Source organism: Flavivirga jejuensis (genome assembly GCF_030540765.1).
Lineage (GTDB): Bacteria > Bacteroidota > Bacteroidia > Flavobacteriales > Flavobacteriaceae > Flavivirga > Flavivirga jejuensis.
Genome location: NZ_JAUOEL010000003.1, coordinates 300,424 through 321,609 on the forward strand (window position 1 = coordinate 300,424; position 21,186 = coordinate 321,609).

Here is a 21,186-nt window from a genome sequence, read left to right on the forward strand (position 1 = left end):
ATGAGGAATCACAAACTAGAAAAAGAATTTAAATTAATTGCTGAGAGTATTCTAAATGAAAATAAATCATTGGATGAATGGAGTGAAATAGAATCTGATGATATGTTTCAAGAGGGTAAATATGTTGGCGGTTTTGAGGCTATTGAGAAAGAATTTTGTTTTAGTTTATATGAAGATGATGGTGAAGAATATTGGTTTCAGCTATCTATAGATGAAATAGAGAAATTCTTAAAAGGAAAATTGATTGATGTTGAAATCCGCAAAGCAGATTATTAATTCCCCTGATGGCGCTAGTTTATCAAAGTAACGGCTACCGTCACGCTATGGCATGATGGCGTTAAGAGTAAGAAAAAAAGTTAAAAAGCTACTTTAGAAATAGAGTAGTTTTTTTATGTGTAAAAATTTAAGAGTAGGCTAATCTAGCTTTAGCATCACGAATCATAGCCCTGCTAGTCCTCGTATGCGCTAGCGCTTCGTCTTTGACGAGTGCCGTATCGAGTAAGAAAAGATTACACAAATAACAAAAAAGCCTTTACATTAAGTTGTAAAGGCTTTTTTGACCTGCTCTTCAAAGTTAGAAACCAAAATTATAAACTTCACATAATTTGTTACTAATTCCATAATTTGAACAATCTGATGACGCTTCCATTCATTAAAAACCACATTCATTTCTAAAACCTTACCAATTTCTAAGCAAAAACCTTAGTAATGCTAAGGGAAATCCTTAGTTTTTTTATTAAAAAAAACGATACTTTTATCTATCCAAATTAGATAAAAACATGCTAAAGAATTTTATTATTATTTTTTGTGTTATTTGCTTTATTACAAGTTGTAAAACAATAAACATTTCACAAGAATCTCAAACTAACACAAGCCAGCAAGTGTCTTTAGGCACCATAGGTTCAAATAAAGATTTTTTGTTGCAAAATAAGTTTAATAGTGCTGCTATCCCAACTTATAAAGCCCCTATAAAGCTCTCTATAAACATCGTCTCTTTTAATAAACAAACCCATAAAGCATTTATAAAAGCTAAAGCCTTACAGGCTGCAAATGTTACTATTAATTATATAGATACTATTCCTAACAAACCAAAATATGTAAAACTACAAATAGCAGACAAAGTTGCTATTATCAAGGCTTTAAACAGTGAGGAGAATAATGGAGTAAAAGACTATTTAAGTCATAATACATATGCTAATGTTTTAACAAGCATATCGCTAGCTTTAAACAAAGATAAATTAAAGGACGTTACAAAAGCAGATGCCGCTTTTTTAATTGAAAAAAGACCAAAAACATACACATTACAGCTTTATAAAAACGCTACCAAAACAGAAATCTCATTAAATCAAGGGGTTGTATTTGCATATAAGAGTTCTAACTGCTGCTGGCAAGAAAACAAGAAATACAGACTAAATATTGTTGACTTAGTTAGTGAGTTTAATAGCTGCCCAAATAAAACATACCGTTCTGCAAAGCGAGCCAGAAAAAAGATTAATTATTATAAACTTTAAAATATATGAAAAAGTTAATATACCTATGTTGCTTGCTCCTAACTGTTTTAGCTTGTGATGATATTATTGGAGTTGTTAATATTTCTAATGAAACAGTAACAGCTATAGCACCTGCTACCGATGCTGTCTTAACAGACAATGATGTTATATTTATATGGGAAGCTATAGAAGGTGCTGAAAACTACAAAATACAAATAGCCACTCCAAATTTTGCCAATGCTGCACAAATAGTAACCGATTCTACTTTAACAAAAACGTTATTTAGCAAGACACTTAATTCTGGCAATTATGAGTGGCGTGTGCGTGCAGAAAACTCTGCATATACAACTAATTATGTATCACACCAATTTATTATAGATTCCGATGTTGTTGATATTTCTAATGAAATCGTCAACATTTTAACCCCAACAAACGATGCCACTTTTTTAACTACAGACACTATAGAGTTTTCTTGGGAAGCTATTCAAGGAGCCAATCAATATATTATACAAATAGCAACTCCAGATTTTGAAAACCCCACCGAAACTGTAAAAGATGAAACCAGAACAAGTACAAGCTTTTCTGTTTCTAATCTGGCCGAAAACTCATATGAATGTAGAGTTAAAGCTAAAAATATAGCTTTCGAAACAGTTTATACGGAAATTGGGTTTACGGTGAATGAATAATTTTTAATATAATGATCATGAAAAAACAATTTTTTATTACCTGCTTTTGCTTATCAATAACATACTACCTAAATGCACAAAACACATTTCCTGCTTCTGGAAATGTGGGGATAGGGACAACGAATCCTACTTCTAAATTAGATGTAATTGGAGACATAAATGCTAATGGAGGAATTGTTAGTGAATCAAATTATGGATTAACAATAAGCCCAAATGCTAATGATGCTATTATTAAAAGAGGAACTCCTGGGAATTTAATGGTATGTTCAGGTGGAGGAAATAGCTCAATCTTTTTAAACTATGCATATGGAAGCGGGAATAGTGGTGTCAAAATTTATGATGGAGGGACTATTAATTATGGACAGATTAAAATTTCTTCTACTGGCGATTTGTCTCTTTTTTCTAAAAGTGGTAATGTTGGCATAGGCACAACAACTCCAGACTCAAAACTTACAGTAGCGGGAAAAATACATGCACAAGAAATAAAAGTAGCTGTAAATGCTGGAGCTGACTTTGTTTTTGAAGACAATTACAAACTGCCCAATTTAAAAGACACAGAAGCATTCATTAAGAAAAATAAACACTTGCCAGAAATAGCCTCAGAAAAAGACATGCAAGAAAATGGGCTTCTTATAGCAGAAATGAATATTAAACTCCTTCAAAAAATAGAAGAGTTAACACTTTATACTATTGATCAAGAAAAGAGAATAGAAAGCTTAGAGTCTAAAAACGAAAAATTAATAGCTTTAGTTGAAAAACTAATTAATAAAAAGGATTAAAATAAGAGGATGAAAGGTAAAACAAAAACATATATGCTTTTAGTAGGTGTTTTGGCTATTTGGGGGATTATTGGATTTAAAATGTTAGGTGCATTGAATCCAAAACCACCGAAAACTTTACAACAAGATCTGGCTGTTTCATTTAACCCTCAGATTAATACCGCAGTTGATACCTTTTCAATTAGAGCCGTTGATCGTGATCCCTTTTTAGGAACTTTATATAAAAAAAAGAAAACCATTGTAAAACGAAAATCGGCTCAACCAAAAGAAGAGTTTGTTTGGCCTTCAGTAATATATCATGGTACTGTTGCTAAACAACAAAGCAAATCACAAATTTTCGTGATTTCGATTAACGGGCAACAGTATCTTATGAAAGTTGGACAAGATATTGGTGGTATAAAATTAAGATTCGCTAATGCAAAAGTTATTACTATTACTTCTAAAGGTCATAGAAAAACAATTAACAAAGCTTAATGATGTTTTATAAATTAAAAGCGGGTGCGTTACAATTCACTATGTTTATAGTTGTTGTTATTGCATTATTATTAGCTGCTTTTATTATTTTAATACATACTCATAAACAATTTAGTATTCAAAACGATTTTGTATTAGAAACCATTAATAACTCAAAAAAGGGCATTGCTTATGCTCTTGAGAATACTATAAGAACCAATGATACCATTTCTATTAGGCTACAAGATCAAGATTATAAAACACTTTTAGTACATCGAGATTATTGGGGTTTGTATGAAAAGATGGTTTCTATATCAAAAATAAAAACCAATACTTTTAAAAGAATCGCTTTGGTTGGTGCTTCTCAACCTAAAACGGATAGAGTAGCACTTTATGTTGAAGAGCAAAACAAACCACTGGTTGTGGTTGGAAATACTAAAATACAAGGAGTTGCATATCTCCCAAAACAAGGTGTCCGTACAGGGAATATAGCTGGGCACGCTTACTATGGCGATCAACTTATTTATGGCAAAACAAAAACAAGCCACAGTCTTCCAGAACTTTTAAGTAAAACATATAAACAATTAAAGGATGTTAACAATACCATTAAAGACATCTCAGGCGATCATTTTTTAGATGTAACTTCTAATAGAACACACAAAAACTCCTTTTACAATCCGATACAAATAGTTTATAGCAATACAGACATTAACCTTTCTGGAATTACCCTAATGGGGCACATTATAGTACAATCAAAAACAAAGATCACGGTTGATGCCAGTTCTAATTTAAAAGACGTCATTTTAATAGCTCCAGTAATTGATATAAAGAATCATGTTATGGGGACATTTCAAACCATAGCTTCAAAAAAAATTAACGTGGGCAAAAACTGTAAGCTCAATTACCCTTCCGCTCTTATTTTAAATCAAACAACGGTCTCTATAAGTTCAAATGTTATTAGCAACCAGAAAAATGAATTTCAGGGTATCATGATAGATAAAGGAACTGAAATAAGAGGCACTGTTGTATATTCTGAAACAGAAAAACAGAAAAATTTCAAAGCACAAGTTATTATTGAGGAAGGCGCAACTATTACAGGCGAAGTCTATTGCAATCGAAATTTAGAACTCAAAGGACGTGTATATGGCAGTGTATTTACATCTAATTTTGTTGCTAACCAATCTGGATCTATCTATCAAAATCATATTTATAATGGTCGTATTTTAATAAACGAATTGCCTGAAGAATATGTAGGATTACCATTTAAAAATTCTAAAAAAGATGTTATAAAATGGTTGTACTAAAAAAAATAAAAGGATCAACTCTTATGGAAACTTTGGTCGCCACAGTTTTAATTGTAGTGATATTTATGATTTCCAGCATGATTCTTAATAATCTATTTTCCAATACTATTAAAAAAAATACCCGAGCCATAGAAGCACATATAAACGAATTACAATATTTGTGCAAAAATGAGAAATTAATAATTCCTTACTATGATGATTTTAATTCTTGGGATATAGCTATTACGACTCAAAAAGATGGTAATAAAACCATTATTTTATTTGAGGCTATAAATACAGAAACTAATCAGAGTTATTCAAAACAAAGTGTTGAAATGAGTACTAATTAATAACTTTAATATACCCCAAAACACTTAATAAGTGAATTACATTAATTATAGCAAATGAAAAATAATAAAAAAATACAGGCTTTTACCATAAATGAAATGGTTGTAGTTTTAATACTTTCCAGTATTGTTGTAGGGCTAGCTTTCTCTGTACTATCATTGGTACAAAAGCATATGTATGGCATTCAAAATAATTTCGCTAAGAATACAGAACTAAACAAATTAGAACAGTCATTTTGGTTAGATTTTAACAGATATTCGGATATAAAATATAATGAATTAGAAGATAAATTAACATTTGCTACGGCAATAGATTCAATAAGTTATCAATTTCACAAAACCTTTATAATTAAGAATCTAGACACTTTTAATATTGAAACACAAAGTAAAATGCTTTTTTTTGATGGCAATGAAATAAACCAAGGTTTTGTTGATGCTTTAAAATTAGAAACATCCAAGACATTACAAAGTCAGCAACTTTTTATATTTAAAGATAATGATGCAACTCACTACTTAAATTAATGGCATTTCAATTAGATAACATACAGAAAAAGAAACCTTCTATTTTAAAGGAAAATTTAAAAGAAACATCTTTTCTTAAAAAGGAGATTTCATTATTTAACACCCCTTTTGGCAATAAAATTAAAGAAGATTTTTATACGGAGTTGAGTGTATTGTTAAAAGCTGGTATTACTTTGAAAGACGGGTTAGAATTACTTCAAAATTCACAAAAAAAGAAACAAAACAAAGATGTTTTAAATATTATTTCTAATAATATCGTTTCTGGGCAAAGTCTTTCTGAAGCATTAAAAGTTCAAAAACAGTTTACAGATTACGAGTATTATTCGGTGAAAATTGGTGAAGAAACAGGCTCCTTATATCAGGTTATGGAGCAATTGGGAAGTTTTTTTGCTAGAAAAAACGAGCAACACAGAAACCTTATAAGTGCACTAACCTACCCTATTATTATTTTAAGTACCGCCGTTTTGGTTGTTGCATTTATGTTACGGTTTGTAGTACCTATGTTTCAAGACATTTTTAAACAACAAGGTGTCGAATTACCAGCTATTACAAAGTTTATTATTAGTATGTCTGAATTTGCAGGCACTTATGGCTGGTTGATGCTTCTAATAGTTATAGTTCTTATAGCTTCAAAATCTTTCTTGAATAAAAAGAAAAAATTTAAGAATATTAAAGATCGTCTTATTTTAAAATTGCCTTTTATTGGCAACTTTGTAAAATCAATCTATTTATCTCAATTTACACAAGCAATTTCTTTATTAACGGCTTCTAAAGTCCCAGTGGTTAATAGCATTCAGTTGGTAAAACAAATGATAGATTTCTATCCCTTACAACATGCCTTAGAAACGGTAGAAGAGCACATACTAAAAGGACAATCGTTAAGTAACAGTTTAAGTGAACATAAACTATTTGATGCTAAAATGATCGCACTTGTTAGAGTTGCAGAAGAAACCAATCAAACCGAGTTTATTTTTGATAGACTTAATATGCAATATAATACTCAAGTACAGCAGCAATCTAAAATGCTGTCTACCATTATGGAACCTATTATAATATTAATTGTAGGTATTTTAGTGGGCGTTATTTTGATAGCGATGTATTTACCTATGTTTAAGTTGAGTAGTGTGATGGGGTGATTATTAAAAAAACTAATTATTTAAGTAAGACGATGCTATTTATTTAAAGGTACTACCGCACTTATTAGACTAAATGCGACTAATACAATAGAAGCTGCTGCGGCATCGTATAACTCTGGAACTAATTTCATTCCTGTAGTAACATAAGCCCAAATAATAAAAGCTAGACTAGAAACCAAAAGATGGTTTATTTTAGGTTTACCTTTTTCTGCTTGTTTGTTTAAATATATAGGCGTTAAAATCAGACACATTATAAATATAATCCAAATTACATAACCACGAACATCTTCTTTTTCAATTAATGGTACAAACCCAAACATCGCTAAATAACCTGCAATAATTTCACTAGGAATTAATCGAGAGATTTTTTCAAGATAACCATTCACTCTATTTTCATTTTCCGAACCTTCTGTATCTTTCTTATTTGAAACTGTCTTAACTTCTCCAAACGTCTCCTCCTCTATTTCATCAAGACTGCTATTACCATATTGAATAGTTGTTTTTGTTTTTTCATAAAATAATCTGCTCATTATTGTTTCGTTTTAAAAGTGAGTATATATATTAATTATATAAATAATTGTTAGGATTTAATTGAGCTATTTGAGCAAACTCATCAGGGGTTAGATTACCTTGAGTTTGTACAACAAGATTTTTTTCGGCCTTATGATTTCTCACCACGTAAAAATCTGTTCCGAACAATACTTTTTGTCCTAAAACAGGGTGGTTAATTGTTTGTTTAAGTAAATCGAAGATGTCTTTATCATGTAAAATATAACTAATATCTGCGTATACATTTTTATGTTGAAGCATCATACTACATATAATGGAATACCAGTCTACTTTTTTCCAGCAATTTTCAAGTTTTGTCCAACTTATGTCTTTTTTATTATCATCCGTATACAAAAACTCAATGCCATGATCCGTTTTTTTAATTAGTGCATTACTATAATGAAAGCGATCTTTTTCCAGATATTTTTCCCATTGGTCTTCCCCTCCAAAATGAGCTAAACAAATCTTAAGATGAGACAAGTTGCGATCCATTGGTTTATCTGGCCCATTGTACCCAAATAAAGTCTGTACATCCTTACTAGATGTACTAACTTTAATCCTTAGCAGCTCTTCTTTTAACAGTACAAGATAATTTAACGGATGGGTGAAATTAAGTGAGAAATCTTTATTTTTAGATTCTGGCAACAGTAATTCATCATACTTGGGATCTGTTGTTCTAGCATATTCTTTAAAAATAGGATGCTTGTCCCAATCTGTTTTTTTGTTCCCTCGATAAAAGATAGTCCCTTTAATACAATGCGTCATGATGGGGATTTTTTTATCTGCTGCATATTTCCAAAGAGGTAATATGGCTTCATCAAATGGATAATATCCCAATGCTGGATAAATTTTAAATCCATTAAATTTATTAACCTCAATGTAAGTCTTTATAAAACAATCCTTAAGCATAACTTTTCCTTTATGAAATTCGGTTTTATCATAAACTAAATAATCATCTTCATCAGGAATTCTTCTTGGTTCTACAAATACAAAAGGTAAAATAAGATCTTTATTTACACCATTTGCTTTCATATCTGCAAGCTCTTGCATCTGGTGCCTGTATGTGTTTTCAGGTTTTAAATCTCCAGCATCCATATACTCCATATCCATTGGTAACACAATAAATTTTGTTTTAGGTGCATACTGTTCTTTCAAAGCTCCAAATATTCTATCTTGATCTTTGTATAGCGCAAATCGTCCTAATAACAGGTAACGACTAATAAGATCCTTGGTCATCTTCCCTGGTAAAACTCCCGCTAGTTTAAAAGCTTTTGTTATAACAAAAATTATAAAATTACGTCCATTTTTTATAAATAATCCGACAATTACTACCAGTAGAATTTTAACATACAGATTTGTTATAGTTAGTAATAAATACCATTCTTTCATCCAACTTTCTAACTTCAATATATACTTTAAAATTATATTTTGTGATGGGGTTGCCGTAAAAGATGCTAACCAATTAAACACAATGAATAAAACATGTATAGTAAGTATAATTTTAATAAGCTTAAAGAATCCCGATAATACTTTTCTATGTTGTAGCCAGATATAGAATAATGTAAGATTTCGTTTTTTTTGACGCGCTTCTCCTGTATATTTTTCACTTTTATTTCTAACACTTATTTTATACAACTTAAGAATAAGTGGTGTATACAAAACAAAACTCAACCATCTAGGAACAAAAGTCTTTGCTAAATAAGGAGGTACGTGCTCTCCTTTAAAAATATGAGTATGACAATTAATTATAGGTTTATCATTCATAATACAACATGAGTTTTACTTCTACTTTCAGTTTGTAAATTACAATACTATTTCTATGCCGTCTATACCCGTTTCTGGGTATATAGCATCATAATTATGAGCATTTTTAAGAGAATTCAAACCCCATATTTCGTTGGTAGATGACTTATAATTAAATAGTAATTGGGTACCTGCTCCAGAGGTTTTTATAATTCGTGAAATAGTATCGGCTTTAGGGTGCTTAAAAGTTGACCCATTAGTAGAAATGATGTAGTTACTACACTTTATTTTTTCTAAAAGCTCAGGGCTTGTATTATGAGAACTTGCATGATGAGAAACTTTCATAAGATCAATGTCTATTTTGCGGTCTGGTTCTATAATATTAAGTGTCTTAACTAATTGAGAAGGAAACGCATCACCACAAAAAAGAATGGACTTAGCGTTAAAAGTTGCTAAAAAAGCAATGCTACTCCCATTGGCTTCGGAATGATCTTCATGGAAGCTTGTTTGCGCTAAGGCATTTATATCTGGGATAGCTTCACCAAAAGTTTCATCTTCCTCTTCCTCTTCTTCTACAATTGGAGGTCCTCCAGGAACCATATTAGCTTTAGTGACCTCTTTTACCCATTTAGGCTTTAAATCTTTTAAAAGCACTGGTGTTGGAGACAACAATGTTAATTGCATGCCTCCTGGTAAAGTTATTTTTGGAAGTATATCGGAGTCTACAACGACTGCTTTATTATTAAAATCACCATTCCACGAAATCTCGTGTTTTAAAATAGCTTGTGTTAGGTGTTCGCCTTGTTTAGCACCAAAATCCTCATCATTTTCGTCGACAACTTCTTCTACTTCCGTTAAATGCTTAAACCCGTTATACCAAAAATCACGTACTTTAAACCCGAGGTCATTTTCTTCAAGAAGCCCAAGAATACCTGCTATATGATCTTTATCAATATGTGTTACTACCATAAGCTCAAAATACCTATCCTCTTCGGGAAGACTTTCTATCATCTCTTTAATGTCGTGTCTGGTTCCAGCAGTTCCGCCATCAATTAGGATACGATTACGATCTTCCCCATCACCGTACTCTATCCAAATACAGTCTCCAAACCTTGCGGGTAAAAATTTTAGTTTTATCATTATCCTAAATATTTATCTCCCTTCCTGAATTTTCTTATTTCGCTTTCCAAATCTATATTAGAGGATTTAATATTAAATTTTTTTAAATTCTTTTTAGAGCGTTTTAACTGATTTGCCGCTTTATAAATAGACTTATATTTCCCTCCTTTTTCAGATACAAATCCCCCTTCTTTAGCAGCTTTGAATGTTACTGATTCATTGGCGTCTGTAATAACTTCGATCATATCATTTTGAGTTAAGTCTGTCATATCTATAATAGCCTTAGCTGGAACATCATAAATAAAAGCCAGATTATCTGTGTGCCGCGGTGCCCCTTTTCGTGATTTTTTATTTGGCTTTTCAGGATGTTCTCCATTAAACATAGTTACTGTAGAATTCCAATTTGCAGATTCTGTATATGCGCTTACTTTTAGTAGTGCCTTTTTAATGGCTTCATCTTCTCTGTTTGTATAGTTTAATAATTTAAGACCTTCTAAAAGTAATTTTAAACCTTCTGTATAAATAGGAATGCCTCGCTCCACTGCTTGTAAAAGTCTAGATCGAATTTCTTCCAAATCTATATTTCCAGTCTTCCTACCTTTTTTTATTAATTGCCACGCCCAAATAACAGATCCATCTGGCATCCATTCTTTCCAATTGGCAAGATTTTTTGCCCAATTGTGAAGCCTATCAAATTTTTCCAACCTTAATAAATAATACGCCCCTATAGCTGCAGCACTAGGGTTTGTCATTTTTCCATATAATAAATCTTCTGCAGAAACTTCTTTTAAGTATGAGTGCTCATAAAGTTCTTCTGCTTTTTCATTAGCATTAGTACCAAGCAATGTGAGGATGGTTTCGGCTTCCCAATTTTCTGTAGTGATAGTAATTTCGAGTGGGTGTACAAATTTTGTAGGACCGTCATTAGGTTTTATTAAACATTTTAGCTCTCTAGCTGGGGGTAAAGCAATAAAACGCCAAGGAATATTAGGACCTCCGACTTGTAAAAATTGTAACTCTTCATTTATATGAAAAGTATAACTTACGCCATCTTGATCCCACGAACTTGAGTCTGTAATATTAAGTTTTTTTGTTGTCCATTGTTCATTACTTAAATGCCAAAGACGAATCCAAGAGCCTAAATATTTTGTATCATTCAAATTAACTTTGGATGTCGCAGCAACTTGTTTTGACATGTGTGCCCATTCATGAGTTTCGTGAGGACTTAATGTAGAAAGATCAAATTCTATTTTATACTCCGATTGCGAGTCAACTTTAACGACTTGCTCCATTTCTTTTCCAGAGGGAAGAACAAGGGAGATCACATACATGCCAGATTCCAATTCTATAGATTGGGAATCTTTACCTGTAAGCCAAAAGGATTTAACTTCTTTAAAAGCTGCATCAAATATTTTAACCTTTTTAGGAATTTGCTTTGCATCAAAACTATTAACAATAGTATGTATATCTAGAAGACTCATAACGGAAGACATTTTAATTCTTTAAAGTTATCTAATGGTGTAATATTTTCATGTCTCCTACAGGGTTGAAATTCTGAGTTTTGAAATTCTGCTGTTAATTCATGTATCCCAGATATAACGTCTATTTCCCAAGACGCCATTCCATTTGGATTTCTGGTTTGCGTGTTAAATGTATTAAGATCTTTACAGCTTAAATTCGCTAAAGGTGTTGCATTTTCAGGGTTACAAGCTATCGACAATGCGACTAAAGGCGGATTATCAAAACGAATTAAATCTACAGGTGTTTTAAGGAAACTAGGGCAACGACCTACATGGTCTTGTCCTGGTTTTACAATTCCCATAACAGTTTGAATATGAACAGCAAGGTCTCCAGTAGTTACAGACCAGCCATGTCTTCCTTTATTATCTGCAACAACACCATTCAGTGCTTTTAGAAGTGCTTGTGTAAAATAGGATGGTTTCCGTTTAGGACCGTGAGCTGCTTTAGTTTTTGCAGCAGCCTCGGTAGTAAGGTCATTTAAACAAGGCGTTGTAAGCAAATTAGGTGTATCTAAAGCATTTCCTAATACAACACTAGAAAGCATTTCTCCTGTAATCTGTCGACAGGCATCAACGAAAAAACATTGTGTATTTGCTTTACAGCTATGAAAACCACTTCGGGTCATATTAAAATTAATACTTTTCTGCCAGGGGTTATTTGGATTATCTCCAAAATCTTCTGCAAGAAGAAAGTGGTCCATTTTTTCGACCCCGTGTCCGCAAAAAAAGAAAATAGCGACATTATCTTCGTGAGAGTCACAACGCTTTTTCCAATCATTATAAGCAGCAGAAATATTATTAAAAGTAGCAGCCTCGAATACTTCGCCTGGAATCCCTGGTTCTGGATCGTCTGGTGATGGCGACAGTAATAATTCTATACTCCCTAAAGGCTTATTATGGTGTATGTTTGGATCACTTTCAATGGCTAGAAGTCCATCTCTAAAAGCTAATGCAGATTTAGGGGGCGATGTTAGTTGTTTGAGAAGCCCAATATGTTCAATAACTTGTTGCTGCTCATGTATCCCTCCTAATAAAAATGGGTAACCTCCTACTCCAATTATAAATGCATGTGTTTGGGGGGCTCCATCATTATTTTTAGAAAATATTAATGCCATATCTATAGTCAAATAGTTATACTAAAAGTTAAAAAACACCTAAAAGCAAGCTTCTTTAAGCCTTAAAGTTCTTTAGGTATTCTTATTCGAAATGTAGTTGCTATAATAATTCTAAGTGAGAGACTATACAGATTCACACCTGCAAGTTATAAAGTTACAAAAATAATTTAACTGTAAAAATAATAAGGTACAAAATATAGAAGTCATTTAACCCTAAACTATAAGCAAGAATATACCATTAAAGGCTTTGCTTTACTTTATTGTTTTGAAATTATATGAAAAACAAAAAAGCCTCTACAAGAAAACTTGTGGAGGCTTTTTTACTGAAGATTGACTTATTCTCAAACCATATATTGAAATTGTTTCAAGGTTTGACTATCTTTTAAGTTTACAGGTACATTGTCAGTCAACCATAGCTCTGTGAAATTAATAATAACGTTAGTCAACTTCTAAACTGTGTTTGGCATAGTTAAGATTCATGGCATCATACATTTTCACCAAATGGTGTAAACGTTTTTGAAAATCGTTCCAGTTTCTGGACGCTTTAGAAGACCAAACCACTTCAGATAAAGCGGTTAACCTAGGCAGAACCATATATTCAACATATTCAGGTGTAGTCATATATTCTGTCCAAACATTGCCTTGAGCTCCTAAAATATACTTTTTGTCAGCATCTGTTAATTCTTCTGGTGTTGGTTCGTAGTTATACACATCTTTAACGGTTGTTTTTCCGCCTATAGCAAGTGGTTCATTTTCTTTATCCTCAGTTTGATAATGATCAAAATAGCAAGAATGATGCGGTGTCATGACAACATTGTGTTTCTGTTTTGCAGCTTCAATACCTCCTTTTGTTCCTCGCCACGACATCACTGTAGCATTTGGTGCTAAACCACCTTCTAAAATTTCGTCCCAACCAATTATATTTCTTCCTTTTGAGTTTAAGAATTTTTCAATTCTTCTAATAAAATAACTTTGTAACTCATGCTCATCTTTTAGACCTTCGCGCTTAATAACTTCTTGTGCTAATGTACTTTCTTCCCATTGTGTTTTTGGTGCTTCATCACCTCCTATATGAATCAATTTACTTGGAAATAAATCTATAACTTCTTGCAGTACATTTTCTAAAAATTGAAATGTTTCCTCACTAGGTGCATAAATTTCGGGAAATACCCCCCACCTTGTACCAACTTCATATTGCTCTCCAGTATTTCCTAATTCTGGATAAGCAGCAATCGCTGCCAATGAATGTCCTGGCAATTCAATTTCGGGTATAACAGTTACGTGTCTTTTTGCAGCATACGCTACAATATCTTTTATATCTTCTTGCGTATAATAACCTCCATAGGGGGTACCATCATATTTAACATCTTTTGATTTCCATGTATTACCATGACCAACAATGGTTTCTTTTCTAATACTCCCCACACTGGTTAACTTTGGGTATTTCTTTATTTCAATTCTCCAACCTTGATCTTCTGTTAAGTGCCAATGAAATGTATTCATTTTATGCATGGCAATTAAATCGATATACTTTTTTACAAATTCAACAGGAAAAAAATGACGCGCCACATCTAAATGCATCCCACGATAAACATATCTGGGACTATCATTTATTGTAACAGCAGGAATGGTTAATTCATCTGTCTTATTGGTAGAAGACGACATTAATTGCTGCAAGGTCTGTATGCCATAAAAGACCCCTTGGGTTGTTTTTCCTGAAATTATAATCTGATTATATGAAACCGATAATGTATAACCTTCATTATTTTCTATAGCAGCATCTAACTTTAAGATAATAGTACCCTCTGTACTTTCTCCTTTTCCAAAAGGAACCGAAACTCCTGTCGCTTTGCTCAATAAATCTGAGAGGTAATGCCCCTCATTCTCTAACTTAGAATCCCCACTTATTTTAGTGCTTTCATCTATTAAAAACCGTCCGTTAGACATTTCTAGTGCCGTTGGTTTTGGAATTATTTGATAATCTTCTTCTGAATTTACGGTGTTTTCGTACTTGTTAGAACAAGAAACAATTACAAGAGTTACTAAGAAAAATAGGGTTTTCATCTGTTATATATTTATTTTAAATTAAAAAATCACCAATTCATCTAATAAAATTTTTGATGCAGTTCCAACCTTATGGTGTCCTTCGGGTATTGGATTGACTCTTCTCGCTTTTATTTTTAGAGCTTTTACCTTTGTTTTAGGGAAATCAAAAGTTGTTTTAACTTTATTGCGCCCTTGTGTATGGCTGGCTTCCATCTGATTTATTTCTGCTATTTTTTTAAATGACTTGCCATCTTCTGAAGCAGAAATCTCAACATATTCGGGAACATAAATACCTGCAATGGTAAAACGTAAAAAATCTAATTCTACTTTGTTTATTTCTGTTATTTCTGGGAAATTTAATTCTACATCTAAATTATCATTAAAAGTTTTCCAGGGAGCATCCCATCTATTAAGTTTTCCATAATTCAAATCTATTAAAGCGTTTGTGGTGTCACTGATTTTTGGTGAATTGAAAACCAGAGAAGCTCCAAACCCTTTATGTACAGGAAAAAACTTTTGAGAGATATTACCAATTTGTTTTTCATTTAAAAATGTTGATGCTTTTAGTGTCGCCGTTTTATCAATTGAAAATTCATTCTCATATTTATTAGAGCTTAATGAAGGTGTGCTACCATCTAACGTATAATAAATATCTAGGTTCCCAACTTCCGATTTAAGCGTAATATCGATACCGCCATTTTTATTCCCTTTATGGTCTATCCTAGCATTAAAAGCACTTGTAGCATATCTGGTGCCTCTTGCATCCAAACGTTCAAATTGAGTTAGTAATCGTTTTGTAAAACCTTCCCAATCTTTTGATTTTTCAGTGATCCAACCATTCTCAGCAATGGCATAAAGCCTTGGAAAAGTCATGTAGGTTAACTTTCCAAAATCGCTAATAGACTCTGTCCATAAATTACCCTGTATGCCCATAACATGTTTACCTTGTTCTTCTGTTAAACTGTCTGAAATAATTTTATAATGATATGAATCTTTAAGAAAACTATAGCCGTACCCTAAATTTGGCTCCAAATCATCATCCCCTTGTTTCAAATCTAAATAACAATATTTAAAAGGCGTCATAATCACATCATGTCCTGCTCTGGCTGCAGTTATACCACCTTTTTCACCACGCCATGACATAACTGTTGCATTAGGTGCTAAACCTCCTTCTATAATTTCATCCCAACCAATCATATTTTTACCTCGAGAATTAACCATTTTTTCTACACGCTTGATAAAATAACTCTGCAATTCATGCTCATTGGCTAAGTTTTCTTCTTTTATTCTTTGTTGACAATCGGGATCTATTTTCCAAGCTTCTTTATTACATTCGTCCCCTCCAATATGAATATATTCAAAGGGAAATAAATCTATGATCTCTTCAAGCACATCTTCAACAAACTCAAAAGTGACTTCTTTCCCAGGACAGTAAGTATTATTTTTAATAACGCCTCCTGTACCTACATAAAAAGGACCATCTGCACATGCTATTTCGGGATAGGAAGCAATCGCCGCTAATGAATGCCCTGGCATATCAATTTCTGGAATTATTTCTATAAAACGCTCTTTGGCATAAGCGACAATTTCTTTAATATCATCTTGAGTATAAAATCCGCCATAAGTGGCTTTTTCTCCTTCTTTTTGAATGGGTCTTCCCCACCAATTAGATAAGCTTTCATCTGTAATATTATAATCAACGCGCCATGCACCAACTTCTGTTAACTTAGGATACTTTTTTATTTCAATCCGCCAACCCTGGTCGTCTGATAAATGCCAGTGAAATCGATTTAATTTAATTTCTGCCATAAAATCAAGGGCATCTTTAACCTGCTCTTTATCAAAAAAATGACGAGACACATCTAACATATAACCACGCCACTTAAAATTTGGTGCATCTTTAATACGAACAACGGGTACACCCCAAGAAACGTTAACCAATTGTTTTTTTGCATAAAACGAAGTGGGCAACAATTGTTTAAGTGATTGCAACGCGTAAAAGAAACCAGCTCCTGTGGCTGCTTTAATTTCTATTGTTGATTTTGTAACGTTTAGCTCATAAGCTTCCTCATGAAACGAACTATCGTTAATTAATATGATATCACCTTTTTCTGTTCCTGTTTTCACTGAAGGTATCCAACCAGATACGACTTCAAATTGTTTAAAAAACCGATTAGCAATCATTGCTTGTGTTTCATTTTCTACAGATACTATCGTGTTTTTATTGATTTCAAAATAGCCTTCGCTAGGCGCGACCTCAACAGGCATTGGAATTAAAGAAACATCACCTAATTGTAGATTTTTTTTAGCGCATGAAACAAATATTAATAGACATACTAATATTAGGAATTTATGTATTTTCATCTTTTTTGAAATAAATTTTTGTTCGGTTTATTGTCCAATATGAAATGAATTTCACCACCATCCAAAATTTGTTTGTGGCTTATAGTGGATTGATTATAAGGTGTTCCATTTAATAGTATTGCTTGTATATAACAGTTCTCTTTTGATTGGTTTTCTGTAGTTATTACAAACTGTTTTCCGTTTTCTAATTGAATAGTAGCTTCTTTTACAAAAGGAGATGTTAAACTGTAAATACCATTGGCTGGATTTATAGGATACATTCCTATGGATGAAAATACTAACCATGCAGACATTTGTCCGCAATCTTCATTACCACAATACCCATCAGGCTTAGTACTATATTGTGTGTTTATAATTCTACGAACCATTTCTTGGGTTTTCCATGGTTGCCCTATATTATTGTATAAATAAGACACATGATGACTTGGTTCATTACCATGAGCGTATTGTCCAATCATTCCCGTGCTGAATATTGGTAATTTATCTTCTGCTGTTGGATAATAAGTAAACATAGAGTCTAACTTTACTGTAAATTGCTCTTCACCCAATGTATCTATCAAACCATCAATATCTTGCGGTACAAACCAGAAATATTGCCAGGCATTACTTTCACAAAATTCTCTGGTATACGCTTTCGCTGAAAAAGGATCACTAAACTTGCCTTCTTTACTTTTTGGTCGAAAAAATGTAGATTTAGAATCATACAAATTCTTCCAATTATTAGCTCTTTTTGAAAAAGTTTGCTTGATATCATCTTCACCTAAAGCCTCCGCTAATTGTGCAATACACCAATCGTTATAAGCATATTCCAATGTTTTTGAAACCGACCAACTTTCTCCTTCTTCAGACGTTGGCACGTATCCTAATTCCATATACAGATCTATTTGCCTCCCTTTTTCTGTTGCAGATGCAACACAAGCTTCCAATGCTTTTTTAGCATCTAAAGGAATCCCTTTAAAATAAGCATCTACAATTACAGGAACAGCATGGTAACCAATCATCATATTGGTTTCGTTACCTGCTAAAGACCAAACGGGCAGTAAGCCTGTTTCATCGTAATGCGATAAAAAAGACTTGACCATATCCTCGGTTTCCTTAGGTGCTAAAATGGTATACAGGGGATGTGCAGCCCTAAACGTATCCCAAAGTGAAAAAGTATCGTATTTATTATAGCCTTCTGCTTTATGTACTTCGCCATCTGCTCCCTTGTAAAGTCCATCTACATCACTATGTAATGACGGTGTTAAAAAAACATGGTACAAATTGGTGTAAAACAATTCTTTTTGTGATTTTGTTCCTTCAATCTTTATTTTAGAAAGATAGGTTTCCCAAACATTTTCTGCTTCTTGAATCGTTTGTTCAAAATTCCAATGTGGTAACTCTCTCTCTAAATTTTTACGAGCTCCAGCGATACTTACTGATGATAAAGCTACTTTTACTTGTATTTTCTCTTGTTCTTGTGTTTTATAATTCGCAACAATACGAGTAAACTTTCCGTTTACTGTCTTAGCATCTTTTTCTTCTGAATTTTCAAATAGTTCTGCTTTATCAAAAGGTTTTGAGAATTTCATCACAAAATAAATACGTTGATCTCTTGCCCAACCTTTCGATTTTCTATACCCCGAAATGGTTTGGTTATCTTCAATCGTTATTTGTGTTGCTACTGGTGCATCCCAATTCAAGCTATACCCTAAATCAAGAATTATTTGACTTTTTTTATCTTCTGGAAACGTATATTGATGAAAGCCTACGCGTGCTGTTGTTGTTAATTCTGCTTTAATTCCTGAACTTAATAAATCAACCGAATAATACCCAGGACTTGCTTTTTCTTTATCGTGTGAAAATTTTGAGTAAGGCCTGTATGATCCCTCTGGAGTTAAACTCTCCGTAAATTTGCTGTTTAAAGGCATCACCAACAAGTCGTACATATCACCCGCACCAGTACCCGAAAGGTGCGTATGGCTAAAACCTGCTATGGTAGAATCTGGCCAAAAATAGCCAGCTATTCTATCCCATCCTGGGAGTCCGTTATCTGGACTTAATTGTACCATTCCAAAGGGTAAAACAGCGCCTGGGTATGTATTACCTGGACCATCTGTTCCTGTAAAGGTATTTACATAACTAGTTAATCCCTTTATTTTTTTAGTTTCGGGTTTCTTTTCTGTTTTGCATGAAAAAAAACCTAAACATAATGTTAGTAATAATAGATAATTGTACCCCTTCATTTTTATTTTATTTTCAGATTTAACATACTAGTATTTACAGTATGAAAATTCTATCTATCCTTTAATTACTTCTTAATTTATTCACTTTAAGGTGGGCGTTATTTGCAATATGCCTCTTGTATTCTTGTGTATAAAGTGTTGCTATTGAACTATATTTTTTTGCAAGTTTGTTGTAATCTTTCCATGCCTTATCATACGCTTTAATCCACTTTTTAACTTTTTTAGTGTCTCCTTTACCTTCAGCATGTTTCATATAGACAAGCGTTCTATATATTTTATACAATCTTAATCCATAGTCTGCAGATCCTATGGCATGATTTTTAGTGTCATCATTTTGCCAATCAATTGATTTAGCCAACTTAACTATTTCTTTCCATTTTGCTATCGATTCATCTTTTTGAACCAAATTTCTATCTTGTTCCAAGTCACCTTTTACTACCATTGGCCATGCAATCCCCTGGTCTCTAGTCCACCAAGGGTTCATATCTCTATAAGTACTATTTCTACCTCTAACTACTGCTTCTGCAGAAAGTAAGCATAGCTTTCTAAACTTAGCAATATCATCTCCTTTTAAATTTAAGCGCTCTGTTGCATATCTGTTAAAAATAAATGCTTCACTTTTATCGGTGTTTTGCCCCCATTGTGCCATAACCCAAGAATTTAAATCGCACCACAATTCGTCTTTTACATAAGGTCCATCCCAGCCACCGCCACGAGACCATGTCCAAACGCCTGCATATAATTCGGGTGTTGTTTCAACAAATTCTTTAATACTATTAATACGCTCTTCTGGCATTCTGGCATGTTCCTCAAAACCTTCAATAACACCATTCGCAATATAATTAGGATAAGCACCTTTTCCTTCGTATTCGCGTGCAGATTGAACCTCAATGATTTGACGATGACGCCCTTGGCCAATAACTTTACTAAATTCGTTTGATCTATGGAAATCCCCTTCGCAATGTTTGATACTAATAATTAAATTTTCATGTGGTTCTATAGCATTACTTACTTTCATGTAAGCTTTTAGATTCCTATCAAATGCTCCCCATGTACGGAAAATAAGTTGTTTATCCCTTTTCTCACAAATCTCTTCTTTTAAGATCTTAATTAAAGGAATAATGGTTTTTTCTGGATTCATTTTCTCATCAATTGCTCCAAGATGATATGGTGCATCGTGCAAGTAGGTTTCTCCAATACGAACCACCAAACCATCAAGGTCTGGGAACTGATCGAACATTTCATTAATTTGAGCTCTGACCAGTTTTTCGGTTAATGTATCATTAGGATTCCCAAAACTTTCTTGAATACCATACTTTTCAATCAACCTTTTAGGAAACAAAACAAGATCAGACATAGCATAAATAGCCGTATTTTGCTCTTTACATGCTGCATGCATTTGTTTTATTTGTTTGGCTTTTTCATCTACCCATTTACGATCATCAGATCCTTTAGGTAAAATATCTGCATCTACAGATTCCCAATTAATAGCTAATGCTGGAGATTCAAAAAGAAAATAAACCTTACCATTATATCCCATTTCTTTTATAATAGCTGGATTATTATACTTAGATTCATATGGCGCTTCACCAGGGTTATGATGTACCATATCTAAAATTAAAGGAGCGGCATTAGTCTGATTCTGACCAATCGCTTTTATTCCTAAAACACAAAAAAATACTAAAATTACATTTAATTTATTCATACCTAATTTTTATCAATTGTATATTTTTACTTGTTTCTATGTAAAAAATACTTGTTTTTTTTATTGTTTGAAGTTTAGTTTAAAAGTTATATTATATATGTCTG

18 protein-coding genes are annotated in these 21,186 nt (G+C 32.8%); 9 read left to right on the top strand and 9 right to left on the bottom strand.

Annotation, left to right across the window (positions count from 1 at the left end; translation table 11 throughout):
• The 9 genes from Q4Q40_RS09995 (at position 1) to Q4Q40_RS10035 (ending at position 6,696) form a co-directional block, all read left to right on the top strand.
• Positions 1-276 carry a hypothetical protein gene (locus tag Q4Q40_RS09995; RefSeq protein ID WP_303301656.1) on the top strand — a complete coding sequence of 92 codons (276 nt, stop codon included), beginning with the start codon at positions 1-3 and terminating at the stop codon, positions 274-276.
• Between the two features lie 503 nt (positions 277-779).
• Positions 780-1,511 (top strand): hypothetical protein, encoded by a 732-nt coding sequence (locus tag Q4Q40_RS10000; RefSeq protein ID WP_303301657.1) that lies wholly within the window; start codon positions 780-782, stop codon positions 1,509-1,511.
• Positions 1,512-1,516: 5 nt separating this feature from the next.
• On the top strand, positions 1,517-2,176 hold the full coding sequence (locus Q4Q40_RS10005; RefSeq protein ID WP_303301658.1) for a fibronectin type III domain-containing protein: 660 nt from the start codon (positions 1,517-1,519) through the stop codon (positions 2,174-2,176).
• A gap of 17 nt (positions 2,177-2,193) precedes the next feature.
• On the top strand, positions 2,194-2,955 hold the full coding sequence (locus Q4Q40_RS10010) for a tail fiber protein (RefSeq protein ID WP_303301659.1): 762 nt from the start codon (positions 2,194-2,196) through the stop codon (positions 2,953-2,955).
• A gap of 9 nt (positions 2,956-2,964) precedes the next feature.
• Positions 2,965-3,429, top strand: coding sequence for a hypothetical protein (locus Q4Q40_RS10015; RefSeq protein ID WP_303301660.1), 465 nt, complete (start codon positions 2,965-2,967; stop codon positions 3,427-3,429).
• A complete protein-coding gene (locus tag Q4Q40_RS10020) occupies positions 3,429-4,712 on the top strand; it encodes a bactofilin family protein (protein WP_303301661.1) in 1,284 nt (427 codons plus the stop codon). Before Q4Q40_RS10015 ends, Q4Q40_RS10020 begins: the two co-directional genes overlap by 1 nt.
• A complete protein-coding gene (locus Q4Q40_RS10025; RefSeq protein ID WP_303301662.1) occupies positions 4,700-5,041 on the top strand; it encodes a hypothetical protein in 342 nt (113 codons plus the stop codon). Before Q4Q40_RS10020 ends, Q4Q40_RS10025 begins: the two co-directional genes overlap by 13 nt.
• Before the next feature lie 54 nt (positions 5,042-5,095).
• Positions 5,096-5,560, top strand: a complete 465-nt coding sequence (locus tag Q4Q40_RS10030) for a PulJ/GspJ family protein (protein WP_303301663.1) — start codon at positions 5,096-5,098, stop codon at positions 5,558-5,560.
• Positions 5,560-6,696: a type II secretion system F family protein gene (locus Q4Q40_RS10035; RefSeq protein WP_303301664.1), complete on the top strand. Its 1,137-nt coding sequence runs from the start codon at positions 5,560-5,562 to the stop codon at positions 6,694-6,696. Before Q4Q40_RS10030 ends, Q4Q40_RS10035 begins: the two co-directional genes overlap by 1 nt.
• A 35-nt stretch (positions 6,697-6,731) precedes the next feature.
• Here the strand turns inward: Q4Q40_RS10035 and Q4Q40_RS10040 are convergent, their stop codons facing one another.
• The 9 genes from Q4Q40_RS10040 to Q4Q40_RS10080 form a co-directional block, all read right to left on the bottom strand.
• Positions 6,732-7,226, bottom strand: coding sequence for a hypothetical protein (locus Q4Q40_RS10040; RefSeq protein ID WP_303301665.1), 495 nt, complete (start codon positions 7,224-7,226; stop codon positions 6,732-6,734).
• 31 nt (positions 7,227-7,257) lie between these two features.
• A complete protein-coding gene (locus Q4Q40_RS10045; RefSeq protein WP_303301666.1) occupies positions 7,258-9,009 on the bottom strand; it encodes an amidohydrolase family protein in 1,752 nt (583 codons plus the stop codon).
• Positions 9,010-9,048: 39 nt separating this feature from the next.
• Positions 9,049-10,128, bottom strand: a complete 1,080-nt coding sequence (locus Q4Q40_RS10050) for a ComEC/Rec2 family competence protein (RefSeq protein ID WP_303301667.1) — start codon at positions 10,126-10,128, stop codon at positions 9,049-9,051.
• Positions 10,128-11,588 carry a hypothetical protein gene (locus Q4Q40_RS10055; RefSeq protein WP_303301668.1) on the bottom strand — a complete coding sequence of 487 codons (1,461 nt, stop codon included), beginning with the start codon at positions 11,586-11,588 and terminating at the stop codon, positions 10,128-10,130. The genes Q4Q40_RS10050 and Q4Q40_RS10055 overlap by 1 nt, the downstream gene beginning before the upstream one ends.
• Positions 11,585-12,742: a caspase family protein gene (locus Q4Q40_RS10060; protein WP_303301669.1), complete on the bottom strand. Its 1,158-nt coding sequence runs from the start codon at positions 12,740-12,742 to the stop codon at positions 11,585-11,587. The genes Q4Q40_RS10055 and Q4Q40_RS10060 overlap by 4 nt, the downstream gene beginning before the upstream one ends.
• A gap of 438 nt (positions 12,743-13,180) precedes the next feature.
• On the bottom strand, positions 13,181-14,806 hold the full coding sequence (locus Q4Q40_RS10065) for a beta-N-acetylhexosaminidase (RefSeq protein ID WP_303301670.1): 1,626 nt from the start codon (positions 14,804-14,806) through the stop codon (positions 13,181-13,183).
• 21 nt (positions 14,807-14,827) lie between these two features.
• A complete protein-coding gene (locus tag Q4Q40_RS10070) occupies positions 14,828-17,152 on the bottom strand; it encodes a beta-N-acetylhexosaminidase (protein ID WP_303301671.1) in 2,325 nt (774 codons plus the stop codon).
• A complete protein-coding gene (locus tag Q4Q40_RS10075; protein ID WP_303301672.1) occupies positions 17,149-19,377 on the bottom strand; it encodes a GH92 family glycosyl hydrolase in 2,229 nt (742 codons plus the stop codon). The genes Q4Q40_RS10070 and Q4Q40_RS10075 overlap by 4 nt, the downstream gene beginning before the upstream one ends.
• A 61-nt stretch (positions 19,378-19,438) precedes the next feature.
• Complete coding sequence (locus tag Q4Q40_RS10080) at positions 19,439-21,082, bottom strand: hypothetical protein (protein WP_303301673.1); 1,644 nt, start codon at positions 21,080-21,082, stop codon at positions 19,439-19,441.
• Between the last annotated feature and the right edge of the window lie 104 nt (positions 21,083-21,186).

What these genes read in the sequence shown, in the direction of transcription:
- Q4Q40_RS10015 (WP_303301660.1), top strand. Translation starts at nt 2,965, where the DNA reads ATGAAAGGTAAAACAAAAACATATATGCTTTTAGTAGGTGTTTTGGCT.
- Q4Q40_RS10040 (WP_303301665.1), bottom strand. Translation starts at nt 7,226, where the DNA reads ATGAGCAGATTATTTTATGAAAAAACAAAAACAACTATTCAATATGGT.
- Q4Q40_RS10010 (WP_303301659.1), top strand. Translation starts at nt 2,194, where the DNA reads ATGAAAAAACAATTTTTTATTACCTGCTTTTGCTTATCAATAACATAC.
- Q4Q40_RS10055 (WP_303301668.1), bottom strand. Translation starts at nt 11,588, where the DNA reads ATGAGTCTTCTAGATATACATACTATTGTTAATAGTTTTGATGCAAAG.
- Q4Q40_RS10070 (WP_303301671.1), bottom strand. Translation starts at nt 17,152, where the DNA reads ATGAAAATACATAAATTCCTAATATTAGTATGTCTATTAATATTTGTT.
- Q4Q40_RS10080 (WP_303301673.1), bottom strand. Translation starts at nt 21,082, where the DNA reads ATGAATAAATTAAATGTAATTTTAGTATTTTTTTGTGTTTTAGGAATA.
- Q4Q40_RS10025 (WP_303301662.1), top strand. Translation starts at nt 4,700, where the DNA reads ATGGTTGTACTAAAAAAAATAAAAGGATCAACTCTTATGGAAACTTTG.
- Q4Q40_RS10030 (WP_303301663.1), top strand. Translation starts at nt 5,096, where the DNA reads ATGAAAAATAATAAAAAAATACAGGCTTTTACCATAAATGAAATGGTT.
- Q4Q40_RS10035 (WP_303301664.1), top strand. Translation starts at nt 5,560, where the DNA reads ATGGCATTTCAATTAGATAACATACAGAAAAAGAAACCTTCTATTTTA.
- Q4Q40_RS10020 (WP_303301661.1), top strand. Translation starts at nt 3,429, where the DNA reads ATGATGTTTTATAAATTAAAAGCGGGTGCGTTACAATTCACTATGTTT.
- Q4Q40_RS10000 (WP_303301657.1), top strand. Translation starts at nt 780, where the DNA reads ATGCTAAAGAATTTTATTATTATTTTTTGTGTTATTTGCTTTATTACA.
- Q4Q40_RS10060 (WP_303301669.1), bottom strand. Translation starts at nt 12,742, where the DNA reads ATGGCATTAATATTTTCTAAAAATAATGATGGAGCCCCCCAAACACAT.
- Q4Q40_RS10045 (WP_303301666.1), bottom strand. Translation starts at nt 9,009, where the DNA reads ATGAATGATAAACCTATAATTAATTGTCATACTCATATTTTTAAAGGA.
- Q4Q40_RS10005 (WP_303301658.1), top strand. Translation starts at nt 1,517, where the DNA reads ATGAAAAAGTTAATATACCTATGTTGCTTGCTCCTAACTGTTTTAGCT.
- Q4Q40_RS10050 (WP_303301667.1), bottom strand. Translation starts at nt 10,128, where the DNA reads ATGATAAAACTAAAATTTTTACCCGCAAGGTTTGGAGACTGTATTTGG.
- Q4Q40_RS10065 (WP_303301670.1), bottom strand. Translation starts at nt 14,806, where the DNA reads ATGAAAACCCTATTTTTCTTAGTAACTCTTGTAATTGTTTCTTGTTCT.
- Q4Q40_RS09995 (WP_303301656.1), top strand. Translation starts at nt 1, where the DNA reads ATGAGGAATCACAAACTAGAAAAAGAATTTAAATTAATTGCTGAGAGT.
- Q4Q40_RS10075 (WP_303301672.1), bottom strand. Translation starts at nt 19,377, where the DNA reads ATGAAGGGGTACAATTATCTATTATTACTAACATTATGTTTAGGTTTT.